Source organism: Ruminococcus flavefaciens MA2007 (assembly GCF_000621845.1).
Classification (GTDB): domain Bacteria; phylum Bacillota; class Clostridia; order Oscillospirales; family Ruminococcaceae; genus Ruminococcus; species Ruminococcus flavefaciens_E.
Genome location: NZ_JHXF01000006.1, coordinates 64,359 through 87,737, shown reverse-complemented (window position 1 = coordinate 87,737; position 23,379 = coordinate 64,359). Strand labels below are relative to the sequence as shown.

The window sequence follows — 23,379 nt, the reverse complement described above, 5'->3', positions numbered from 1 at the left end:
TCAGTTTTCCTCCTCAAGGTCATTCCTGCTCTCGAAGTATTCCTTCACAGCGCGGTTTATCTCCGAAAAATCGTAGCCGTACCGCACAAGAGCGCTTTTGACCTTTTCTATTGATTTTCTGTCCTCAATATCTGTTAAATATCGGGAATGCTTGGTGCGGAGAAGCTCCATGAGATTCTCGCCGAATGTCTCGCTGTAGGGCGTAAGAGCGTCCTCGGCGATGAACCGGTCAACGCCTTTCAGCATTATCTCACGCTTGCAGCGGCGATAGCCGAAGTGCTTTATCTCCACCAGCTTACGCGCCATGCGCTCGGCATAGCGCTCGTCGTTGATGAAGCCGTGCTCCGTGAGCCTTTTCATCACTGCGGTGCAGAGAGCCTCGCTCTTGTAGTTCTCCACCAGCTTTTTGAACATTTCCGAATATGTGTAATCCCTGTAATCCAGCAGGTACAGCGCCCGCTGATAGGCTCTGCGGAAGTTTGAAGCGTAAACTATCTTTTTCAGGGTGTCGCGGTCTGTCTCCATGCCTGCGTGAATGCCGAAATCGGTGATGATATCGGCGTGGAGATAAAGCTTTCGCCCGTCGTCAAGCTCCGCCTCATAGGTCGAGCCCTTGTATTTGCTTACTGAGGTTATTTTCATTATTCCTCAGCTGGAGTAAATTCCTCAAAATCCTCGTCAAAGCTTGCGAGAACATCGTCGTCTGTCTCGGGAGCGCCGCCCTCAGCGGAGCTGTCCTCGGAAATGGCAGCCTTTTCAGCAGGCTTGCTCTTCTTTGCAGGAGCGGCATTCAGCTCGTCCTTATGAGCCAGTATCTGCTCCTCTATCTCCTTCATGAGAGCTTCGTCATTCTGGAGAAGCTCCTTGACGTTGTCGCGTCCCTGTCCAAGCTTCTGGTCCTTATAGCTGAACCACGAGCCGCCCTTCTTGATGATGTCAAGGTCTACCGCAAGGTCGAGCACCTCGCCTGTACGGGAGATTCCGGTGCCGTACATAAGGTCGAACTGGCACTCCTTGAATGGCGGAGCTACCTTGTTCTTGACGATCTTGCACTTTGTTGTGGCACCAATAACGTCAGTTCCCGATTTGAGCACCTCGCCCTTTCTTACCTCGATACGGACAGAGGAATAGAACTTCAGAGCGCGTCCGCCGGGGGTAGTCTCGGGGTTGCCGTACATAACGCCTATCTTCTCACGTATCTGGTTGATGAAGATAGCCACGCAGTTGGATTTTGATATAGCAGCAGTCAGCTTTCTCATAGCCTGAGACATGAGTCTTGCCAACTGACCAACGTGGAGATCGCCCATTTCGCCGTCAATTTCGGCGCGGGTAGTCATAGCAGCGATAGAGTCGAGAACTATAACGTCGATAGCTCCCGAGCGGATAAGAGCCTCTGCTATTTCAAGAGCCTGCTCGCCGCTGTCGGGCTGTGATACCAGCAGGTCGTTGATATTTACGCCGAGAGCCTGCGCATAAACAGGATCGAGGGCGTGCTCAACGTCGATGAATGCAGCCTCGCCGCCAGCCTTCTGAGCCTGTGCGACTATTGACAGTGCAACGGTAGTCTTACCTGAGCTCTCGGGACCGTATATCTCAACGATACGTCCTCTCGGAACGCCGCCTATACCCAGCGCCATATCCAGAGTCATGGAGCCTGTGGGGATAGCGTCAACATTGAGAGTCTTGGTCTGTCCGAGACGCATTACAGCGCCTGCGCCGTATTTCTTTTCTATCTGCTTGAGAGCGCCGTCAAGGGCAGTTTTCTTGTCCTCTTTGGTGGTAACTCTCACAACTGTAGGCTTTTTAGCAAGTTCTTTCTTTGCCATTGGTATTTCCTCCGTATATATTATAGTATATTAACCTTTAAATTTCCTGAATATAATTCGGAATTCCTAATTTTATTTAATGTGAGCAGAGCGAACATATCAACTCTCAACTCTTCACTCTCAACTCAACAAAGGCTTATGTGCTCAAAGTCGACTGGATCCTCATTTACTTCGATTAGGAGCCATGAAGCGCCCTCCAGTCCCGAAGCCGAAACGGAAACAACATTTCCCTTGACGAAATTCTGATGACAGTGACCGATGACTGCAAGGTCGTATTTCGTTACATTTTCGCCCTCGCAAGCCTTATCGAAGCTGCCGTCTTTCAGGCTTGACAGAGGTAAAAAGGGATAGGGCTTTTCGATATTCAAAAACAGGAAATGGGAAAAATGCAGTTTCTTTCCGCTGCTTTCTATTTCATAGAAAAGGGGCATTTCCCTGATAAACTCCATTTGCTCTGCGGTAAGCTTTTCCCTTACCCCGTCGTAATAAGCCCTGAGATGCTCCACATCGGGATCAACGTCAACGCCGTGCTGAGCGTAAAGCTCGCAGTTGCCCTTTAAACAGGTTATACCGCTTGCTCTCAGCAGTTCCAGACATTCAAACTCCTCGTTTCCGCGCTGAAAGATATCTCCAAGAAACACTGTTTTATCGGTTTTTGCTGCGTTTATCTGTTCAAGAACTGCTTCAAGGGCTTTGAGATTCCCGTGAACATCTGAAAACACCGCTATTTTCATGGCTTATCCTTTCTTGATGGGTTTGTGTAGGGAGCGCCGCCCTCGGCGTTCCGATGTAGGGGCTGATGCCCACATCAGCCCGAATTGTTTTTTAATCGAACGGGGCGATGTAGGCATCGCCCCCTACAGTTGGCTAACGGCTAAGGGCTTTAACAGCGGCTGCTGTTCTTATTATGCCGCCGCCGTCACGGCGCAATTCAACGTCAGTGAAGCCGTTTTCTTCGAGTATCGCCTTTACGGCGTCATGCTGTCCCATGCCGAATTCATAGGCTATGAAGCCGCCCGACTTTATCGAGCTTTTCCACAGCTTCGTCATGGCTCTGTAGAAGTCCAGACCGTCCTCGCCGCCGAAAAGCGCCGTGGCAGGCTCGTGCTGAACCTCTGTTTGCAGCTCTCTCATATCCTGAGCTGTAAGGTACGGCGGATTGCTGACCAGTATATCCAGCTCAGTGAGCTGCTCTGCGATACTGCTGTCCAGAACGTCGCCGTGAATTATATTTACATCACAGCCGTTGAGCTCCATATTCTGTCTCAGATAGGGCAGAGCCTTATCGGACAGCTCCACTGCGCAGATATCCGCATTGGGGAGCTCCTTTTTCAGGGCAGCTGCGATACAGCCGCTGCCGCTGCAAAGGTCGGCTATCTTAGGTGTTGTCATTTTCTCCCGTCGGCAGATGTCAAGCACCTGCTCCACAAGAGTTTCGGTATCGGGACGGGGTATCAGTACGCCCTCCCCTATTTTGAAATTGCAGCCCCAGAATTCCCACTGACCGAGGAGATACTGCAAGGGATAGCCCTCTGAGCGTCTCTGCGCAAGTGAAAGTATCTCCTGCGCCTTGTCATCGGGCACAGGGAGCTGCGGAGCGAACATGGGGTTCCTGTCTCCCAGCAGGTCCTGAAGGATACAGTTCGTATCAAAGTCGGCAGTTTCCTCGTCACGCTGAGCGATAAGGTCTCTGCAGCGGGCAAAAAGCTCCTTTCGGCTTACCACCTGTCCTCCTCCTTATCCTTGGGGATACAGGGAGTAAGAGCTGCTATTGCTATCTCTATCATGCTGTCGTCGGGCTCGCGAGTGGTTATGCGCTGCATAGCAAGTCCCGGAGCGGAAAGTATTCTTGTAAATGCGTTGTCGTTGTTGCCTGCAAGTCGTATGCACTCATAGGACACGCCAACTACCAGCGGCAGGAGCAGCAGTGAAGCAACTATTCTCTGCCATGTCACCGTGAAAGGCACGAAGCACATCACGAATATGCTGACTATGAGAACTATGAATATGAAGCTTGTACCGCAGCGCTTATGGAAGCGTGTCTGCTTGCGGACATTCTCCACTGTGAGGGGAAGCTCCGCTTCATGGCAGGCAATGGTCTTGTGCTCTGCGCCGTGATACATGAACTGGCGCTTTATATCCTTCATAAGGCTGATAATGTACATATACAGCACGAAAATTGCTATCTTGACTATGCCCTCAAGGAGTGAGCGCAGGAAACGGTGCTCCTTGACAGCAGGTATCAGACCAACTATCCACTTTGGCAGGAACACGAACAGACCGAAAGCCATGACTATACCGATGAGTATGCCGATATACATTACGATATCGTATACGGAATCCTCTTTTTTCTCGGACTTCTTCGGGGCAGCGCCCTCGGCAGGAGCAGCATCTGCGCTTTCTGCCTTTATACCGGAGGTTTCAGCCGGCTTTTCAGCTTCTTCGGACTTTTTCTTCTTGTCCTTGTCGTCCTCCTCGTCATCGGGCATCTGCTTCTCGGCAGACTTCATCATATACTTATAGCCCTTGACCAGCGAGGTCACAAAGCTCGTACAGCCTCTTACCAGCGGAACTTTCTTGTACCACGGAGCGTTCTTGCCGTTGTTTTCCTCCCACGTTTCAAGGTCTACAGTGCCGTCGGGGAGTCTGCAAGCCATTGCGCCCGTATTCGGACCTAACATCATTATGCCCTCGATAAGAGCCTGTCCGCCTATTTTTGATTTGAATTTTTCCTGTGTTGTGTTGTTTTTTCCCATGTTTTCACCTTATAGTGTGTAATTACTGCTTCACCGCAGGCAGAGTTATGGTAACAGTTGTACCAAGTCCCTCGCCCTCGCTGTCGATATCGAGGGAGCCGCCGTGCATACTGATTATCTCGTCTGCAACGGCAAGTCCGATACCCGAACCGCGGCGGGTGTGGTTTGCTTTATAGAATTTGGTCTTGACCTTAGCAAGGTCGGATTTTTTGATTCCGCAGCCCGTATCCTTTACGGAAACTATGATGTTTCCGCCCTTTTCATATGCCTTTATAGTGACGGTATCCCCTGCTGACGAGTATTTCAGCGCATTGTCGATAACGTTGATGAATACCTGTCTTATGCGGTTCTTATCGCCGAATACAAAGGGGAGCATATCGGGCTCGTCGTAGATTATCTCCTGATTCTCGCGTCTTGCCTTGTCGCTGTAAATAAGCACAGCGTCGCCAAGCTCCGCGAGGATATCCATATTTGCATTCTGAAGTGTGAAATGACCGCTCTGCATACGGGAGAAGTCAAGGAGCTCCTCTACCATCTGCGAAAGTCGCTCGGTCTCGTTGACGATAACGCCGACGCCCTTTTTCATGGTGTCGGGACTTCCGCCGCCGTCTATCATGAGAGTCTCCGCCCAGCCCTTTATAGCGGTGAGAGGAGTTCTCAGCTCGTGAGATACCGATGAGATGAACTCATTCTTCATGGCCTCCGTAGCGGAGAGCTCGTCAGCCATATTGTTTATGGCGGTACAGAGGTCGCCTATCTCGTCGTCGCTGTCGTTCTCAATACGTGTCGAGAAGTCTCCGAGGGCGAATTTACGGGCGATACCGCTTATCTGTCTGATAGGCCTTACGATAGAGCCTGCAAAATACAGACCTGTTATGACGATTATCAGTATGATAGTGACGCAGACCATAGTCACCACGGCGGAATAGCTCTTTATGGTGTTGTCTATCTCCGTCAGAGACGTTACCATGCGGACTGCGCTGTACTCGTTGCTCATAGAGGTTATGGGCACGGATACTGCCAGCACCTTTTCACCGCCGCCCAGCCTGTATACGTCGTAGCCCTCGTTCTTTTCGAGAGCCTCCTCGTAGTCGGGCATAATGTCGTTGGCGTCGGGCGAGAATCCCGATGAGGTAAGAACTACTCTGCCCTTTGAGTTTATCGCCATGAGCTCTATCTTGTCCTTCTCGTTGAAGGTCTCAAGCATTTTTCTCATCTCCGCCGAGAAATTCGCGGAGCTGTCCTGAGAATGCATACTCAGCACGCTTGTTACGGCGTTGAGCTTTGATACAAGATACTGCCTTGCGGAGCTGTAGAAATAGTTCTGTATCGCATAGATTATCGCCATATCTATTACAAGGAGCGACAGGACGACAACACCTAAGTTGTTGAATATCCAGCGCTTTGTGATACTTTTTTTAGCCATTACTGCCCGTCATTCCACTTATATCCGTAGCCCCAGATAGTGATGATGTACTTCGGGTTTGAAGGCTCCTCCTCTATCTTCATGCGGATACGTCTGATATTTACATCGACTATCTTATCGTCGCCGTAGTAGCTCTCTCCCCATATATGGTTGAGTATGCTTGCGCGGTCAAGAGCTGTGTTCTTGTTGTTCATGAAATATTCCAGTATCTGGTACTCCACCTGAGTAAGCTCTATGGGAGCGCCGTCCTTTGTAACGGTGCGGCTCTTCAAATTGAGCACGAATGGACCGCTCTCTATTACGGACTGCTTCTCGGTCTTGATGAAGCTCATGCACACACGGCGGTATATAGCGTCCACACGGGCAGTAAGCTCCGACGGTGAGAAAGGCTTGGTGATATAGTCGTCAGCGCCTATCATAAGACCGCTGACCTTGTCCATTTCCTGAGTTCTTGCAGTAAGCATGATAATGCCGATAGTCGAGCTCTTTTCACGTATCTTCTTGCAGACCGTAAAGCCGTCTATTCCTGGCATCATAATATCAAGCAGGACGATATCGAAGTTGCCGTGCTCAGCCTCAAAGGTCTTGAGAGCCGCCTCGCCGCAGTTTACATCTACTACATCATAGCCTGCGCGTTTAAGGTTTATGACAACGAATTCGCGGATCGTATCCTCGTCCTCGCATATAAGTATACGTTTCATCAGTGTTCACTCCTTTGGTGTGTCAGTCTCTGTATCTGAATCCCACAGCCGCGTCGCCCGAGGTTATGGAAAGTCCGTCGCCTTCTGTATCAACATTCTGAGGTATCAGGGCAAGGTAAGCAGAATCGCCCTTGGTATGCATGAGCATATAGCCGCCTGAGATCCTGTCCTCCCGCGAGGGTACGTCCTCTGCGCAGAAGATATGCAGGAGCTCTCTGCCCATTTTTCCGTCCCTGAAAGCGCAGAAAACGATCTCGTCATTGACGACATCGCGCTTTACCGTGACATTTCCCACCCATTTTTTAGGGAAAAGAAAGATATATCCGTCATTTACGCTGTAATATGAGGTATAGTGCTTTTCCAGCTTACCGTCGCCGCTGACCTGTTTCCAATCCGTCAGCCTGAGCTGCTCGCTCTCGGGAGACTCTCCGTATCCGGGAGCTGTTACCTGTACAGGTATCTCAATGCTGCCGTCGCCGTCAACATCGAAGCTTCCGCAGCCTGCGGGACGGATAGTTTCCGCAGACCTCTCGGGGGTGCTGAATACCTTGTGCAGAGCGCCGTTCTTCATGTACAGTACATCGGTCTGCACGGAGCCTGCGCCCGACTGAGCGTCGATATATACGCCCATTTCGGAATCGCCCACCTTGCCGTAGCTGATGTCGAAATCGCTGAAATTATCGCTGAGTTCAAGGTGCGACCTGTGGTATGTACCGCTCTCGTCCAGCTTGAAAGCCTCAGCCATAGCCTCATTCTCGCCTGTGGCTCCCATAAGTCTGAAGAGCTCGTACTGTCCGTCAAGGTCAAGGTCCACCACGTCGAAAAAGGCGTAGGACTTTGATTTCGAGAACGTAGGCGGCTCCTGTAATTTGCCGTCGGCATAGGTGTAAACGGAGACATTCTTCTCAGAACGGTTTATCATACTGGTACCGATGATGATGTTCACACGGTCGTTTGAGCCGAGTCTGGATATCTTGACCTCCTCTATCTCGCTGCCTGCGGCAGGGATATCATAGGCAGAGGTCCATTCGCCGTCCTCCTTTTTGTCGAGGACGTTTATATGCAGGGGATTCTCGTCAGCTGCATGGTTGTTTCTCTCATAGAACACAAGAGCCTCGTTGCCGCCGTCGCCGTCGATATCCTCGATTATGAACGCCGAGAGATACTTGCCCGACTTGGGGTATTTAAGGCTAATGTTCGATGTGTTGAGGGAAGTCGTCAGCTTGGAGTATATCTGCTCCTGCTCGGGACCGAGCTTCGGCGGAGTCATAAGGGTATCTATGCTTGCACCGAAGGTACAGCCCGTAAGTGCAGCCCCCGTTGTGAGGGCTGTGAAAGCTGCTGATATTTTTTTCATAGGATATGAGCTTATTCGCGCTCAGAGAGCTTTATGTATTCCTTTTCCTTTGCGATAGCCTTGTAAGCAGGACGGATTATTCTTCCGCCCGTGAGTATCTCCTCCATGCGGTGAGCAGCCCAGCCTGCCATACGCGCAATTGCGAACAGCGGTGTGAAGAGCTCGTCTGGGATACCCAGCATACGGTAAACAAGTCCCGAATACATATCAACGTTAGCGCACATTGCCTTTGAGCTGCCCTTGAGCTCGAGGAATATCTCGGGAGTAAGTCTCTCGATAGTTTCGAGAAGTCTGAACTCTGCCTCGATCTCCTTGCCCTTTGCAAGCTCGAAAGCCTTTTTCTTCAGTATAACGGCACGGGGATCGGAGATAGTATATACCGCGTGTCCCATACCGTAGATAAGACCTGAGTGGTCGTTGGTCTCCTTGCGGATAGTCTTGCGCATATAGTCGGCTACCTCGCCCTCGTCCTCCCAGTTCTTGATGTTAGCCTTGAAGTTGTCAAGCATATTGATAACAGCAAGGTTAGCGCCGCCGTGACGGGGACCTTTAAGTGAGCATATAGCCGAAGAATAAGCCGAATAAGGATCGGTTCCCGATGATGTGAGGACTCGGCAGGTAAATGTGGAGTTGTTTCCGCCGCCGTGCTCAGCCTGTAACATCAGGAGACGGTCAAGCATCTGAGCCTCGTCCTTGGTGTACTGTCTGTCGGGACGGAGCAGAGAGAGGATACACTGAGCGGTGTTCTCCTCGTAGTTTATAGGGTGCATTATCATGCTCTGGTTGTCGAAAACCCTGCGCTTTACCTGATAAGCGTTAGCCATGATAACAGGCATCTTGGCGATAAGGCTTACCGCTGTGCGCATTTCGTTTTCAAGCCCCTTGTTCTCGCACTCGTCGTCGTAGGAATACAGAGCCAGCACCGAACGGGCAAGCTTGTTCATGATATTCTTTGACGGAGCTTTGAGTATCATATCCTCAACAAAACCGTTGGGGAGGTCTCTTTTCACTGAGATATAGGAGCTGAAAGTCTTGAGCTCCTTCTCGTTGGGAAGATGACCGAAGAGCAGGAGGAAAGCAGTCTCCTCATAGCCGAAGCGGTCGTCCTTTTCAACATTCTCAACAAGGTCGTTGATGTTATAGCCTCTGTATATTAACTGTCCGGGGATAGGCTCCTTTTCGCCCTCGTTGACTACATAGCCGTGAACATTGCAGATATTGGTGATACCTGCCATAACACCTGTGCCGTCGCTGTTGCGAAGTCCTCTCTTGACATGATATTTTTCATAAAGCTTGGGATCGATAACGGAATTATCCGCAAGTCTCCCGCATAAATCTGTAATGTTAGCGCCTGAAATGTATGACGGCATCACGATCACACTCCTAAAACATATTCATATTCAATTATACACCATATTCATTATAATGTCAAATGTTATTTACAATATAAAGAGCTGTTGCAAAACAAACGTTCTTGTATATTGTGCCGAAAGGAGAACCCTATGAAAAAGCTTCTTATCTCAGCTTTACTGCTTGTTGTATCCGTAACTGTGCTCCCTGCCGTTCCCGTGCTTATCCGCGGCAGAAGCGGTCAGAACGATACGGAACAGGCGGTGAAGCTACAGGAAATAGTCCTCGATGACAAAAATACCGCCGAAAGCTCGGCTTTTTCCACCGAGCCCTACAAGGTCCTCGACATTGACAGCGGCAGGGTGCTGAAAGTGCCCGTCCGCGAATACGTCATCGGAGCTGTCTGTGCGGAAATGCCCGCTTCATTCGGCGAAGAAGCCCTGAAAGCTCAGGCTGTAGCCGCCCATACCTATGCGGAGCGCCAGCGTCTCCGCGAAAAAGAAAGCCCCTCGGCAGAGCTGAAAGGTGCGGATTTCTCCAATGATACCGGGAAATATCAGGGCTGCTACACAAAGGAGCAGATAAAAGAGGCTTTCGGGGACAATTTCGATAAAAACTACAAGAAAATAGCCAAAGCCGCCGACGAGGTGCTCCCCTACATCATCACCTACGAAGACGCGCCTATTATCGCCGCTTTTCACTCCATGTCGGCAGGCTTTACCGAGAGCGCCGAAAACGCATGGGGAGCTCCCGTGGACTACCTTGTGGAGGTTGACAGCCGCTCCGACCTGACAGCTCCGAAATTCCGCGAGGACAAGCGCTTTTCTCCCGATGACCTGAGAGCCGCCCTTGAAGCCGCCTTTGAGGGCATAAAACTGGGTGACGATTTCAGGGAATGGCTCAATGTGCTGACCGTTTCCGACTCGGGCACAGTCCTCACTGCCGCCGCAGGTGACCGCACAGTCACAGGAAACGACCTGAGACAGGCTCTTTCCCTGCGCTCCGCAAGCTTTGAGGTGCGCTGCGAGCCCGACGAGATAGTCATCACCACCAAGGGCTACGGTCACGGCGTGGGCATGAGCCAGTATGGCGCGGACGCCATGGCGGCACAGGGAAAAAGCTGGCGTGAGATACTGGAGCATTACTACCCGAACTGCACCATATCAAAGAGCTGAAATAATGGCGCTGCTCCTGCATTAATTAATCTGTTTTTGTGCAAAACGCAATAATATCTTTTCATTTATTGCCAAATACGTCAAATTATATTGACAGGTCTTTCCAGATTTGCTATAATAACTCTGTACCGCTTTTTGCGGCACAGAGAGATAATAAATACAGAATCACAAGGAGACTGCGTCCGTCACAAGCGGATAAGGATTATGAACAAAAACAGAGATTTATATAAAAGATTCGTCACCTTTATTTCGGGAATACTGCTTCTCGCCATGCTTACGGGCATTTTCGCCTTTGTATGGTACAAGAACTACAGCGGTGAGATAGTGCTCCCCTACTACAGACGAGGAAACTGGGTGCTCATCGCTATATACTGCCTGCTGGTATGGCTCTTTTTCCGAGCCTACGGCGGCTTCAAGCTGGGCTACCTCAAAAAGACCGATATGCTGTACGCGCAGATGATATCAATGGTCTGCGTAAATACAGTTTCATACTTTCTCATAAGCCTCATAGGACGACATTTCATGGCTGTTGCTCCTGTGGCGCTGATGACCTGCGCGGATATGGGAGTCATAGCCCTATGGACTCTCCTTGCAGGCAAGCTGTACTTCATGATATATCCGCCCAGAAAGCTGGTCATCATATATGGCAGTCATCAGGCGGCGGCTTTAGTCCTTAAAATGAGCCAGCGTGTGGACAAGTACATGATATGCGAGTCCATAAGCATAAACGAGCCCGAGGAAAAGGTCCGCGAGATAATTATGAAATACGAGGGCGCTATCATATGCGATATCCCTGCCGAGCAGAGAAACGATTACCTGAAATTCTGCTTCGAGCACTCCAAACGTGCGTATATCGCCCCGAAAATCTCAGATATTATAATAAGAGGCGCAGATGATATCCGTCTCTTCGATACACCTCTAATGCTCTGCCGAAATTACGGACTTGATTTCGAGCAGCAGCTCTTAAAGCGCGTATTCGATGTTATATTCTCACTTATCGCGCTTATCCCTGCGGCGCCTTTCATGCTCATATCCGCACTGGCTGTAAAGCTCTACGACGGCGGTCCCGTGTTCTACAAGCAGAAGCGCCTTACCCTCAACGGCAGGGAGTTTGACGTTTACAAGTTCCGCAGCATGATAGTTGACGCGGAAAAGGACGGCAAGCCCCGTCTCGCTTCGGAAGAAGACGACCGCATAACTCCTGTGGGAAAGATACTGAGAAAATTCCGCGTGGACGAGTTTCCTCAGCTCCTTAATATCCTGAGGGGCGATATGTCCGTGGTAGGACCGCGTCCCGAGCGTCCCGAGCTCACCAAGGAATACGAAAAGGAAATGCCCGAATTCGGCTTCCGCCTTAAAGTAAAGGCAGGTCTAACGGGCTATGCGCAGGTTACGGGAGCCTACGACACAACACCCTATGACAAGCTGAAAATGGACCTGATGTATATAGAAAATTACTCGATACGTCTCGACCTTCAAATAATATTAATGACATTAAAGACAATGCTCTTCCCACCAAAGAACAACGCCGAGACCGAGGAGCTGCTCCTTGGGGCGAAGAACAGCGAAAAAAAGGAGAACACAGAGAAATGAAGACCACCGCAGTTATCATGGCAGGCGGACGTGGCGAGCGCTTCTGGCCAAAGAGCCGAAATGCTACTCCCAAGCAGTTCCTCTCCCTCACAAAAGACGGAGAGACCATGATACAGAAAACCGTAAAAAGACTTCTGCCCATTGTTGAGGCTGAGGACATCTACATCGTTACAAATGCAGCTTACACAGACCTTGTACACGACCAGCTCCCGGATATCCCGAAGGAGAATATACTGGCTGAGCCCTGCGCAAGGAACACCGCGCCCTGTATAGCCTTTGCGGCGGCTGTCATCAACCGCAAATACGAGGACGCAGTAATGCTGGTACTGCCCTCTGACCACCTCATCGGCTATGAGGAGATATACATCAATACTCTGAAAAAGGCTATAAAAGCCGCTGAAAAAGGCAAGCGCCTCGTTACCATAGGCATTACTCCCGAATATCCCGAAACAGGCTACGGCTATATCAATTTCGGCGAGGAAAAGGGCGATGTCTATGCAGTTGAGCGCTTTGTTGAAAAGCCCGACCTTGCTACCGCCAAAGAGTACCTTGCTTCGGGAAGATACCTCTGGAACAGCGGTATGTTCGTATGGAAGATATCCTCCATTATGCTCAATCTAAAGGCTCTCATGCCTGATATATACGAGGGAGCTGTCCGTATCGGAGAAGCTTTCGGCACTCCGCAGTTCACGGACGTTCTCGTTAAGGAGTTCACCGCATTCAGAAGCGAATCCGTTGACTTCGGCATCATGGAAAAGGCAAAGCACATCTACACTATCCCCGGAAGCTTCGGCTGGGACGACGTGGGAAGCTGGCTGGCAGTTGAGCGTATCAACGAGACCGACGACGACAAGAACTACATCGACGGCGACGTTATCACCATTGACTCAAAGCGTACCACGATATGCGGCGGCAAGCGCCTTATAGCCGCTGTTGGTACAAGAGATATCATAATCGTCGATACCGACGACGTCCTCCTTGTGTGCTCAAAGAACAACACACAGGACGTAAAGAAGGTCATTGCTCAGCTGAAAGAGCAGGAAAGAACAGAATTTATATAAATTGAGAATTATTATGCGGGCATCGCCCCCTACAGCTCAGATTTGAATAAAAGGAGTATAAATATGAAAAACGCACTTATTACAGGAATCACAGGACAGGACGGCTCTTATCTTGCAGAGCTTCTCCTCGAAAAGGGCTATAACGTTTACGGTATCTGGAGAAGAAAGGCTACCGTTGATTACGGCAATATCGCTCACCTCAAGGACAAGGTGCACCTTATCTACGCCGATATGACAGATCCTGTGTCTCTCATCTCCGCTATGAAGATATCACAGGCTGACGAGGTATACAACCTTGCCGCTCAGTCCTTCGTTGCTACAAGCTGGGATACACCTCTCGGCACAGCAGATATAGACGCTCTCGGCGTTACAAATATGCTGGAGGCTATCCGCATAGTAAAGCCCGAGGCTCGCTTCTATCAGGCTTCCACATCTGAGATGTTCGGTCTTGTACAGGAGATACCCCAGAAGGAGACAACTCCTTTCTACCCGAGAAGCCCATACGGCGTAGCTAAGCTCTACGGTCACTGGATAACAAAGAACTACCGCGAGAGCTACAACCTCTTCGCTTGTTCAGGTATCCTCTTCAACCACGAGTCGGAGCGCCGCGGCATAGAGTTCGTTACACGTAAGATAACCGACGCCGCTGTACGCATCAAGCTTGGCGTACAGGAGTACATGGAGCTCGGCAACATGGACTCAAAGCGTGACTGGGGACACTCAAAGGACTACGTCCGCGCTATGTGGCTCATGCTCCAGCAGGACAAGCCCGACGACTACGTTATCGCTACAAACGAGACAAGAACTGTCCGCGAGTTCGTTGAAACTGCTTTCAAGCACCTTGATATCGAGGTTGAGTGGAAGGGCACAGGCGTTGACGAGATAGGCATCAACAAGGCTAACGGCAAGACTATCGTAAAGGTAAACAAGAAGTTCTTCCGTCCTGCCGAAGTAGATATACTTCTCGGCGATCCTTCAAAGGCTGAGAAAACTCTCGGCTGGAAGCGCGAGATAAACTTCTCACAGCTTGTTGAGCGCATGGTAAAGAACGACTTGGAGCTTGTACAGAATGAATTAAAGGTCAAGGAGATACTTGGCTGATATAAACCATAACAGCAGGTCGGAGGGACTGGGGATACAGTCCTTTGAGAGGGGTTCGGTCTGCTGTAAAAATGATAAAAGGGAGTATAAATATGGGCATGGAGCTTGATATTTTAGGCTACGAGAAGGGTGGCTACAATCAGGAGTCCTTCATAGCCAAACTGGACGCATACAATACACTCATAACCGCAATGCAGAACGGTCTTCCCAACGACAAGGCAAAGGCTGAGCTGGAGCTTATCCACCAGCAGCCTATGTTCAGGGAAAAAGGCGGATTTTTCGGCAAGGCGGGCTTCTCCGTGAAGGATACCGACGCCTACATCGCAGACCTTGAAAAAGGTATCGCAAAAGCATTCAAGTAAAACACACAGCGCTTTCTGAAAGGAGCGTTACTATGGGAAATGAGATTTATTTTGACACTGTGCTGGGGGGCTATGTCAAAAATGACGTCCTCGCAAAGATAGACGCCTACAATGCGCTTATCGACAGAATAAGCGGAATGATGATATCCGACGCAGTTATCAATGCAGAGCTGCTGAAAATAAGACATATGCCGCTGAGAAAGGCGAAAATACTGTTCCTGCCTGCTTCGGGCTTCTCTGTAAGTCAGACGGACAGCTATATCGACGACCTTGAAAGAGAAATAGCAGACAAGGTAATGCTTTAAGGCGGAAATATGATGAATTTCATCTGTTTGCTCAGCTTTTCGGAGAGATTCAAGGAGATCTTAGAGGATTATGGTCTGATAGCACTTGCAGCTGTACCCAGTCTGGTGATTATCGGCGTTCTTATCGCAAAATATATCAAGCTGCTCATAGCCGATCCGCTGGGCTCGCTTTCCGCACTTTTTCTCGTGCTGGGCGTTATCGCAGCACTGACCGTACCTGCATTTTTCATTGATCCCGATCTGTGGTGGGACATTATCTATCTCGCCATTCTCGCTGTACCTGTGATATATTTCGCGATAAAACAGCCCAAAAGAATGGTGAAGATAACACTGTTGACTCTTATCTGTGCAGCACTTCTTATAGCGATAGGCTTTATTTTCAGCCCTGCTATAGCTATTGCCGCAGCTTTCAACGGAATTATGGGTGCTATAACGCTGTCGTCTTTTTTCAGTCTCAGAAAATGCATAAGGCTTGAAAAAACAGGCCTGCGCACCGAGGGCAGATTCCTGCGGTGGCAGATATACGGCAGGAATGCTAAGGCTATATTCGGCTATACCACTGATGACGGAGCGTACCATGAGGAAGCTGTCCGCGATTTTGCAGCGGCTTCACGAAAAATGAAAAAACAGCAGCTGACACTTCTATATGACAGAGATGACAAAAAAACTGTATATGTACAGAAGTATTCTCTTATAGGCTGTATCTCTTATTTCTGCATATTCCTCGCCTTATCGGCAGGATTGCTTATTTTTACGATATATCTGCTTATTTTGAGCAGATAAACAGGAGCTATTATGAACATCACCTTCGACGCTGTGCCTATTTGCAGCGAAAAAATGACGGGCATAGGCTGGTGCGAGCTTGGACAGACTCAGGCTGTAGCATCGCTTTACCCCGAAAACAAATACGAATACAGCTTCTTTACAAGCGGCGATAATGAGCGCGTAAAGCGCGTGAAGCAGCTTGCAGGCAAGGATATAAAGCTCAATACATCGGGCTTTTCGGGCTTTGTCTACAGAGCTGTCAGCACCTTTCTGCCTGTTCCCTACTCGTTCTTCTTCGGCAGAAAGTCCCATATCACCCATTTCTTCAACTATATAGTGCCGCCCTTTGTCCACGGCAAAAAGGTAGTCACCGTCCATGACATGGTGTACAAGACCTTTCCCGAGACAGTCCGCGGCAGGACTAAATATATGCTTGATATAGGTCTGAAACGCTCCATAAGGCGTGCAGACCTTATCGTTACGGACTCGGAATTTTCCAAGACCGAGATAATCAAATATTTCCCCAAATGTGAGAGCAAGATAAGAGTCGTTCCCTGCGGAGTCGACCTCGAGCGCTTTCACCCCTGCACAGAGCCTGAGCGTATCCCCGAGGTGAAGAAGTCACTTGAGATAGAGGGAGATTACTTCCTCTATGTGGGTACTATCGAGCCACGCAAGAACTTAGAGCGCCTTATATCGGCTTATGTGGCATTTGCCAAAAAGGTCGGAGAAAAAGCTCCGAAATTAGTGCTTGCAGGGGGCAAGGGCTGGCTCGACAAGGGAATTTACAGCCGAGTTGAAAAGCTTGGCATGGAAAAGAATATCATCTTCACAAAATACGTCCCCTCAGAGGACATGAATCCTCTCATGTGCGGTGCTCTGGCATTCGTTTTCCCGTCACTGTACGAGGGCTTCGGTATGCCGCCTTTAGAGGCTATGGCCTGCGGAGTACCCGTGCTTGCTTCGGGTGAGGCTTCACTCCCCGAGGTAACAGGCGACTGCGCAGTTATCTGCGACGCATACGACGTAAAGAGCATAGCAAAGGGACTTTACAGGCTCTACAGCGACGAAAAGCTCCGCGAAGAGCTGAGCCGCCGAGGACTTGAAAGAGCGCAGGGCTTCACATGGGAGCGCTCCGCAAAAATGCTCATGGACGTATACAGGGAGCTGAAACATGAATAAAAAACTGCGAATCCTTGAAGTAAACAAAGCTTATTATCCCCATATCGGCGGTATAGAAACCATAATCAGGCAGTATTCCGAGGAGCTTGGCAGGCTTGACGGCGTCGAGGTAAAGGCTCTGGTCTGCCGCGACGGACGGGGCAGGACTATCCGCGAGAAGATGTGCGGCGTTGACATTACCCGTGCAGGAAGCTTCGGGACCTATTTCAAATGTCCCATATCGCTGTCGTTTATCCGATATCTGCGAAAAATGTCTAAAAAAGCCGACATCGTACACATACACGTACCCTTTCCCCTTGCTGACGCTGCACTCATGCTGTCGGGATTCAAGGGCAAAGTGGTAGTCTCATGGCACAGCGACATCGTAAAGCAGAAAAAACTCATGCTCTTTTACAAGCCGTTCATGCGCTATCTGCTGAAAAGGGCTGATATCATACTGACGGCTACGGAGGGACACGTTAAGCACTCACTGTATCTGCCCGAATTTGCGGACAAGTGCAGAGTTCTCCCCTACGGAATAATCCCCGAGGAGTACCTCGCCGTACAGCGCCGTCCCGTGCTCACCGAAAGAGCCACTGACAAGAGCAGCGTCAAGGTGTTCTTCACAGGCAGACTTGTCTATTACAAGGGCGTTGACGTGCTTCTCCGCGCCTTTACAAAGGTAAAGGGCTGTGAGCTTTTCATTGCAGGCACAGGCGATTTGGGCGACAGGCTGAAAGGCTACGCCGCCGCTCACGGCATGGAGGACAAGGTACATTTTCTGGGATTTCTCCCCGATGAGGAGCTCCGTCAGGCTTACGCCGACTGCGATATCTTCGTGCTCCCGTCGGTAGCTCCAAGCGAAGCATTCGGCATAGTACAGCTTGAAGCTATGGTCTACGGAAAGCCCGTAATCAACACATCTCTCCCCTCGGGAGTTCCATATGTAAGTCTCCACGGCAAAACAGGACTTACCGTACCGCCCTCGTCGCCAAAGGCTCTGGCAAAGGCGATAACTCTCCTCGCAGAGGATAAGGAGCTCCGCGAAAAATACGGCAGAGCCGCCGCAGAGCGCGTACAGACGGACTTCAACGAGAAAAAGATACTGAACGACCTATACGAATTACTGAAATAAACAGGAGGGCAGACATTTGAAAGCATTGATAATCGGTGCGGCAGGCTTTGTGGGCGGCTATCTTATCCGCGAGCTCAGCTCCGCAGGCTGGGAGGTACACGCGACCTGTCTGCCTAATGAGAATATAAGCGAAAGCTGTCCCTCATATCCGCTGGATATCCTGAAAAAAGAGGATATATCGGCGCTTCTTGACAAAATATCCCCCGATATCGTATATCACCTTGCGGCTCAGAGCTCCGTTTCCGTATCGTGGAAAAAACCTCAGCTCACCGCAGAAATAAACGTTGTGGGAAGCATAAACGTACTTGAAGCTCTCCGCGAAGCCAAAAAGCAGGACATTCGCACCGTGCTCATCGGCTCAGGCGAGGAATACGGCTATATCCGTGAGGGAGCCTGTCCGCTCAGCGAGTCCGAACCGCTGAATCCCGGCAATATCTATGCCGCTACAAAGGCTTGTCAGGGTATGCTGGGCGAGATATACGCCCGCGCCTACAAAATGGATATAATCATGGTTCGCGCTTTCAACCACTCGGGACCTGCACAGAGCAATATCTTCGTTATCTCGGATTTCTGCCGTCAGATAGCGGAAATTGAAAAAGGCCTCCGCGAGCCCGTCATAAGCGTGGGAAATCTCTCAGCAAAGCGCGATTTCACTGACGTCCGCGACGTTGTGAGAGCCTACAGGCTCCTCGGTGAAAAGGGCAAAAGCGGCACTGTCTACAACGTGGGCAGGGGCAGAGCTGTGGATATACAGTTCATACTGGATACTGCTCTGTCTTTCGCAAAATGCAATATCGAAGTAAAGCAGGACCCCAGCCGCATGAGAGCTTCGGACATACCGCTGATAGAACCCGATGTGTCCCGAATCTTCGGCGATACAGGCTGGAAAGCCGAGATAACCATGGAGCAGACCGTTGAGGACACTCTCAACTACTGGCGCGAAAAGCTCATGTCCTAAGGGACTTTCCTCGGAAAAGAACAATAAAGAAACAGAAAAACAAAAGAACAGGAAGTGAACAAATTGTCCGATTTAAAGCTTACAAACGAGAAAATGCGCACCTTTACAGGTCACGAGAAGATAGGTACCCTCAAAGCAGGCGAAAAGCTTACGGAATTCGGCGAAAAACAGAATAACGCCAACGAGCTTCTTGCCGCAAACGTCAACGACCTTATCAAAAGAGTATGCGCTTTAGAGGACAAGCAGATACAGAACGAAGACATTATGCGCAAGATAGCCAACGAGCTTGGCGCGTTCAAGAAAGAGCTTGACCGCATACGTCTCACGGAAAAGCTCAACTCAGGTGCTATAGAGCGCCTTGACCGCGCAATAAAGCTCTCAGAGGGCGACGGAAAGTAACAAAATATATATTTTGATATTCCCAATGATTATGCATAAATTTTCGTCAAACTCTTGACAATGGACGGATTTTGTTATATTATATAAGGGTGTGGAAAGGATATACCACCGCTGCTTGAAAAAAGTCCGTCGGACCGTATATCTATACTCTATCAAGACTCAATCAACGGAGATTTGTGTAATTGCAGTCTCCGTTTTATTATTTTGGCACAAAGCCATACTGAAAGAAGGTGTTTAAATGGACAATCTTTTGGAAGAGCTGCAATCCAAGACCGCCTTTACGATACCGATTCTCGGAGGTATACCCGTTGCCGATTCATGTGTGGTAACGTGGATAATAATGGCAGTTATCGTTCTTTTGTCCATAATATTTACACGAAAGCTCAAAAAAGTACCCACAGGCTCTCAGTGCATACTTGAGGGCATAATCGACTGGCTGGATAACTTTTTCCTCGGCATACTCGGTCATAAGGGCAAAAAATACCTGCCATTCCTCGAAACTCTGATAATTTACATAGCATTTGCCAATTTAATAGGTCTGTTCGGCTTCGTTCCGCCCACAAAGGACGTAAACGTCACGGCTGCTCTGGCAGGCGTCGCTATAATCGCCGTTCAGCTGTCGTTCATCATCGAAAAGGGACCGCTGAAATGGCTCAAGAGCCTGCTGAACCCTATAAATCTGCTGGACCTTGTGACAAGACCGCTGTCGCTGTGTATGCGACTTTTCGGTAACGTCCTCGGTGCATTCGTAGTCATGGAGCTTATAAAAACAGGTCTCTGCGCAATAGGCGTTCCTGTTATCGCAAGCGCATACTTCGATATTTTCGACGGACTCTTACAGGCTTATGTATTCGTATTCCTTACTTCACTTTACATGGCTGAAGCCATTGAGGAAGAATAACTTCAACTTCACGGAGGTATAAATTTATGGGACTTATCGCAATCGGCGCTGCTATCGCCGTTCTTACAGGCGCAGGTGCAGGCGTAGGTATAGGCATCGCTACAGCTAAGGCTACAGAATCTATCGCAAGACAGCCCGAGGCAAAGGGCGACATCAGAACAGCACTGCTTCTCGGTTGTGCTCTCGCAGAGGCTACTGCTATTTACGGCTTCGTTATCGCTATTCTTATCATCGGTAAGGCATAATCACATATATGGAGGTATATTAAAATGGGACTCATCGCAATTGGCGCTGCTATCGCCGTTCTTACAGGCGCAGGTGCAGGTGTAGGTATAGGTATCGCTACAGCTAAGGCTACAGAATCTATCGCTCGTCAGCCCGAGGCAAAGGGCGATATCAGAACAGCTCTCCTGCTGGGCTGTGCTCTCGCAGAGGCTACCGCTATCTACGGATTCGTTATCGCTATCCTTATTATCGGCAAGGCATAAGCCGAAGCAGATACACATAAGGAGGGCATATAATGATCAAATTTGAATTCTGGTACATTGTCGAGACTGTCATAAATGTACTGATATTGTTTATTCTGCTGAGGATATTCCTTTTCAAGCCTATAAACAAGATGAAGGCTGATCGTACACGTACTATACAGGATAACCTCGACTCTGCCGAAAAGGCAAAGGCTGAGGCTGAAGAGCTCCGTCAGCAATATGAGGAATCTATCAGCGAAGCCAAGGAAAAGGCTAACCAGATAATCATGAAGGCGCATGAGGACGCTGAATCCGAGCGCAGTGCAATTATCAGGAAATCTCAGGAGGAGGCTGAAAAGATAGTTGCCGACGCCGACAAGACCATAGAAAACGAGAGAAAGCGCGTTCTCCGTCAGGCTCAGTCCGAGATCGCAGACCTTGCTATCGAGGCTGCTTCCAAGATCATCGGCGAGAATGTTGACGACGAAAAGAACCGCAAGCTTGTAGATAAGTTCCTTTCCGATGAGGAGGGCAAGAAATGAGAGACACAGACAGAGAACTCCTGAAAGAGCTGGTACGTCTGGACGTTTCCCAGACTGACTGCTCCGAGACAAGGCGTGTGCTGGAGACCTGCCCCGATGTGGCTGATACTCTTGCAAATCCCCTTGTTACTCACGACGAAAAGCGCGGCATAATCAGCAAGCTTTTCCCCGAATCGGTACAGAAATTCATGATAAATACTGTCCGCAGCGGCGCTGTGGCAAATATAGGCGAGATACTTGACGAGTACGAGGATATGCTCCTCGACAAGCAGGGCAGCATCAAGGCTGTAGTCCGCTATGTTACTCCCCTTACGGAGTCTCAGCAGGCTGATCTCCGCAAGTTCATCATGGAGAAGTTCGTCAAAGAGGACGTTGACATAGAGTACAAGCACGATCCCGATATCATCGGCGGCTTCATACTCAACGCAGGCGACCTTGAATACGACAAGAGCTACCGCACAAGTCTCCGCCTTATGAAGGACACTCTCCAGACCAAGGCGGCTGAATACGTAGACGCTCCTTCCTCTGTAAAAAGCAAGAACAGCGATATCATTTCCGTTCTCAAAACAGAGGTGCGCGACTTTGACGTAAAGTCAGGCGCTACGGAAACAGGCTTCATCACCCGTCTTGGCGACGGTATCGCACGAGTTTACGGCATGAATTCCGTAATGTACGGCGAGCTTGTCGAGTTTGAAACAGGCATCAGAGGTATCGTTCAGAACCTTGAAGAGAAGTCCATCGGCGTCGTTCTTCTTGGTGACGACCACGGTCTTACAGAGGGCTCTTCCGTTATCAGAACAGGCAAGAGAGCAGGTATCGGCGTAAGCGACGAGCTCCTCGGACGTGTAGTTGACGCTCTCGGCTCGCCTATCGACGGTCTGGGAGCTATCAAGGCTGAGGACTACTTCCCTATCGAGCGCGAAGCTCCGGGTGTTATCGAGCGTAAGCCCGTAAATACCCCATTGCAGACAGGTATCCTCGCTATCGACTCCATGTTCCCTATCGGACGCGGACAGCGTGAGCTCATTATCGGCGACAGACAGACAGGTAAGACCTCTATCGCCGTTGATACCATAATCAATCAGAAGGGACAGGACGTTATCTGTATCTATGTTGCCATAGGTCAGAAGTCCTCTACCGTTGCACAGATAGTAAACACACTGAAAAAGTACGGCGCTATGGACTATTCCGTAGTCGTTTCGGCTTCGGCAAGCGATCCTGCGCCTTTCCAGTATATATCGCCTTATTCGGGCACGGCTATCGCTGAGTACTTCATGTCAAAGGGCAAGGACGTACTCATAGTATACGACGACCTTTCAAAGCACGCCGTTGCATACAGAGCCATGTCCCTCCTGCTCCACCGTCCCCCAGGACGTGAAGCTTACCCGGGTGACGTATTCTACCTCCATTCGAGACTTCTCGAGCGCTCCAGCCGTCTTGACGACGAGCACGGCGGCGGTTCGCTGACAGCTCTGCCTATCATCGAGACTCTGGCAGGCGATATCTCCGCATATATCCCGACCAACGTTATTTCTATCACAGACGGTCAGATATTCTTAGAGAGCGAGCTTTTCAACTCAGGTCTCCGTCCTGCGGTGAACTACGGACTTTCCGTATCCCGTGTGGGCGGCGCGGCTCAGACAAAGGCTATGAAGAAGGCTTCGGGAAATCTCCGAATCGACCTTGCTCAGTTCAAGGAAATGGAGATATTCACACAGTTCTCCTCGGAGCTTGACCAGTCCACAACAGAGCTTCTCGACCACGGCAGAATGCTCACAGAGCTGCTTAAACAGCCCCTGTATAATCCACTGCCCCACTCCGAGCAGGTAATACTCCTCTATGCGGCACAGCACGGCTTCTTCAAGGGCATCCCCCTCAAGGAGCTGAGAGAATACCGCACAGACCTCATGACATATATCAGAAGCTACGGTCAGGATATAACCTCCGAGATAGATGAGAATAAGGTCCTCACCGACGATCTTGCAGACCGTATCGAAAGAATACTCACAGCTTTTGAAGAATAAGGCGGTGACAAGCT

Annotated in this window: 25 protein-coding genes and 1 pseudogene; 17 read left to right on the top strand and 9 right to left on the bottom strand. The window is 49.8% G+C overall.

Annotated features, from left to right (window positions below; genetic code table 11):
- The 9 genes from T497_RS0102200 to T497_RS0102160 all read right to left on the bottom strand — a co-directional run bounded on the left by T497_RS0102200 (position 1) and on the right by T497_RS0102160 (position 9,436).
- Positions 1 to 642 carry a regulatory protein RecX gene (locus tag T497_RS0102200; protein WP_028514212.1) on the bottom strand — a complete coding sequence of 214 codons (642 nt, stop codon included), beginning with the start codon at positions 640 to 642 and terminating at the stop codon, positions 1 to 3.
- On the bottom strand, positions 642 to 1,826 hold the full coding sequence (gene recA, locus T497_RS0102195) for a recombinase RecA (RefSeq protein ID WP_080693267.1): 1,185 nt from the start codon (positions 1,824 to 1,826) through the stop codon (positions 642 to 644). Before recA ends, T497_RS0102200 begins: the two co-directional genes overlap by 1 nt.
- A gap of 125 nt (positions 1,827 to 1,951) precedes the next feature.
- Positions 1,952 to 2,560 carry a metallophosphoesterase family protein gene (locus tag T497_RS0102190; RefSeq protein WP_028514210.1) on the bottom strand — a complete coding sequence of 203 codons (609 nt, stop codon included), beginning with the start codon at positions 2,558 to 2,560 and terminating at the stop codon, positions 1,952 to 1,954.
- Between the two features lie 133 nt (positions 2,561 to 2,693).
- Positions 2,694 to 3,551: a peptide chain release factor N(5)-glutamine methyltransferase gene (gene prmC, locus T497_RS0102185; protein ID WP_028514209.1), complete on the bottom strand. Its 858-nt coding sequence runs from the start codon at positions 3,549 to 3,551 to the stop codon at positions 2,694 to 2,696.
- Positions 3,545 to 4,582: a DUF1385 domain-containing protein gene (locus T497_RS0102180; protein ID WP_028514208.1), complete on the bottom strand. Its 1,038-nt coding sequence runs from the start codon at positions 4,580 to 4,582 to the stop codon at positions 3,545 to 3,547. Before T497_RS0102180 ends, prmC begins: the two co-directional genes overlap by 7 nt.
- A 22-nt stretch (positions 4,583 to 4,604) precedes the next feature.
- Positions 4,605 to 6,008: a sensor histidine kinase gene (locus T497_RS0102175; protein ID WP_028514207.1), complete on the bottom strand. Its 1,404-nt coding sequence runs from the start codon at positions 6,006 to 6,008 to the stop codon at positions 4,605 to 4,607.
- Positions 6,008 to 6,709 carry a response regulator transcription factor gene (locus T497_RS0102170; protein WP_028514206.1) on the bottom strand — a complete coding sequence of 234 codons (702 nt, stop codon included), beginning with the start codon at positions 6,707 to 6,709 and terminating at the stop codon, positions 6,008 to 6,010. The genes T497_RS0102175 and T497_RS0102170 overlap by 1 nt, the downstream gene beginning before the upstream one ends.
- Before the next feature lie 22 nt (positions 6,710 to 6,731).
- Positions 6,732 to 8,066 carry a hypothetical protein gene (locus T497_RS0102165; RefSeq protein WP_028514205.1) on the bottom strand — a complete coding sequence of 445 codons (1,335 nt, stop codon included), beginning with the start codon at positions 8,064 to 8,066 and terminating at the stop codon, positions 6,732 to 6,734.
- A gap of 11 nt (positions 8,067 to 8,077) precedes the next feature.
- Positions 8,078 to 9,436 (bottom strand): citrate synthase, encoded by a 1,359-nt coding sequence (locus T497_RS0102160; RefSeq protein ID WP_051530461.1) that lies wholly within the window; start codon positions 9,434 to 9,436, stop codon positions 8,078 to 8,080.
- Positions 9,437 to 9,568: 132 nt separating this feature from the next.
- Here T497_RS0102160 and spoIID point away from each other — a divergent pair, with 132 nt between their 5' ends.
- The 17 genes and pseudogenes from spoIID (at position 9,569) to atpA (ending at position 23,365) form a co-directional block, all read left to right on the top strand.
- Entirely contained in the window at positions 9,569 to 10,591 is a 1,023-nt protein-coding gene (gene spoIID / locus T497_RS15545) for a stage II sporulation protein D (RefSeq protein ID WP_028514203.1), read from the top strand.
- 204 nt (positions 10,592 to 10,795) lie between these two features.
- Positions 10,796 to 12,184, top strand: a complete 1,389-nt coding sequence (locus tag T497_RS0102150) for a sugar transferase (protein WP_028514202.1) — start codon at positions 10,796 to 10,798, stop codon at positions 12,182 to 12,184.
- Positions 12,181 to 13,245: a mannose-1-phosphate guanylyltransferase gene (locus T497_RS0102145; RefSeq protein WP_028514201.1), complete on the top strand. Its 1,065-nt coding sequence runs from the start codon at positions 12,181 to 12,183 to the stop codon at positions 13,243 to 13,245. Before T497_RS0102150 ends, T497_RS0102145 begins: the two co-directional genes overlap by 4 nt.
- A gap of 63 nt (positions 13,246 to 13,308) precedes the next feature.
- Positions 13,309 to 14,346, top strand: coding sequence for a GDP-mannose 4,6-dehydratase (gmd, locus tag T497_RS0102140; protein WP_028514200.1), 1,038 nt, complete (start codon positions 13,309 to 13,311; stop codon positions 14,344 to 14,346).
- 92 nt (positions 14,347 to 14,438) lie between these two features.
- On the top strand, positions 14,439 to 14,708 hold the full coding sequence (locus tag T497_RS0102135; RefSeq protein ID WP_028514199.1) for a hypothetical protein: 270 nt from the start codon (positions 14,439 to 14,441) through the stop codon (positions 14,706 to 14,708).
- Positions 14,709 to 14,740: 32 nt separating this feature from the next.
- Positions 14,741 to 15,013 carry a hypothetical protein gene (locus T497_RS0102130; protein ID WP_028514198.1) on the top strand — a complete coding sequence of 91 codons (273 nt, stop codon included), beginning with the start codon at positions 14,741 to 14,743 and terminating at the stop codon, positions 15,011 to 15,013.
- Positions 15,014 to 15,022: 9 nt separating this feature from the next.
- Positions 15,023 to 15,796 (top strand): hypothetical protein, encoded by a 774-nt coding sequence (locus tag T497_RS0102125; protein WP_155266831.1) that lies wholly within the window; start codon positions 15,023 to 15,025, stop codon positions 15,794 to 15,796.
- Positions 15,797 to 15,808: 12 nt separating this feature from the next.
- Complete coding sequence (locus T497_RS0102120; protein ID WP_028514196.1) at positions 15,809 to 16,960, top strand: glycosyltransferase family 4 protein; 1,152 nt, start codon at positions 15,809 to 15,811, stop codon at positions 16,958 to 16,960.
- Positions 16,953 to 18,074, top strand: a complete 1,122-nt coding sequence (locus T497_RS0102115) for a glycosyltransferase (RefSeq protein ID WP_028514195.1) — start codon at positions 16,953 to 16,955, stop codon at positions 18,072 to 18,074. Before T497_RS0102120 ends, T497_RS0102115 begins: the two co-directional genes overlap by 8 nt.
- A gap of 16 nt (positions 18,075 to 18,090) precedes the next feature.
- The gene (locus T497_RS0102110) at positions 18,091 to 19,032 is read left to right on the top strand and encodes a GDP-mannose 4,6-dehydratase (protein ID WP_028514194.1); all 942 of its coding nucleotides are present in this window, start codon (positions 18,091 to 18,093) and stop codon (positions 19,030 to 19,032) included.
- A 54-nt stretch (positions 19,033 to 19,086) separates the two neighbouring features.
- The gene (locus T497_RS0102105) at positions 19,087 to 19,431 is read left to right on the top strand and encodes a hypothetical protein (protein WP_303796387.1); all 345 of its coding nucleotides are present in this window, start codon (positions 19,087 to 19,089) and stop codon (positions 19,429 to 19,431) included.
- 238 nt (positions 19,432 to 19,669) lie between these two features.
- Entirely contained in the window at positions 19,670 to 20,332 is a 663-nt protein-coding gene (locus T497_RS0102100) for a F0F1 ATP synthase subunit A (protein ID WP_028514192.1), read from the top strand.
- Positions 20,333 to 20,358: 26 nt separating this feature from the next.
- On the top strand, positions 20,359 to 20,577 hold the full coding sequence (gene atpE / locus T497_RS0102095) for an ATP synthase F0 subunit C (RefSeq protein WP_028514191.1): 219 nt from the start codon (positions 20,359 to 20,361) through the stop codon (positions 20,575 to 20,577).
- A gap of 24 nt (positions 20,578 to 20,601) precedes the next feature.
- Positions 20,602 to 20,820, top strand: coding sequence for an ATP synthase F0 subunit C (atpE, locus tag T497_RS0102090; protein ID WP_028514191.1), 219 nt, complete (start codon positions 20,602 to 20,604; stop codon positions 20,818 to 20,820).
- Between the two features lie 32 nt (positions 20,821 to 20,852).
- The gene (gene atpF, locus T497_RS0102085; protein WP_028514190.1) at positions 20,853 to 21,341 is read left to right on the top strand and encodes a F0F1 ATP synthase subunit B; all 489 of its coding nucleotides are present in this window, start codon (positions 20,853 to 20,855) and stop codon (positions 21,339 to 21,341) included.
- Positions 21,338 to 21,817, top strand: a pseudogene (gene atpH / locus T497_RS19010) (ATP synthase F1 subunit delta); the annotation flags it as partial. The gene atpF and the pseudogene atpH, both read left to right, overlap by 4 nt.
- The gene (gene atpA / locus T497_RS0102080) at positions 21,815 to 23,365 is read left to right on the top strand and encodes a F0F1 ATP synthase subunit alpha (RefSeq protein WP_431602421.1); all 1,551 of its coding nucleotides are present in this window, start codon (positions 21,815 to 21,817) and stop codon (positions 23,363 to 23,365) included. The pseudogene atpH and the gene atpA, both read left to right, overlap by 3 nt.
- Positions 23,366 to 23,379: the final 14 nt, after the last annotated feature.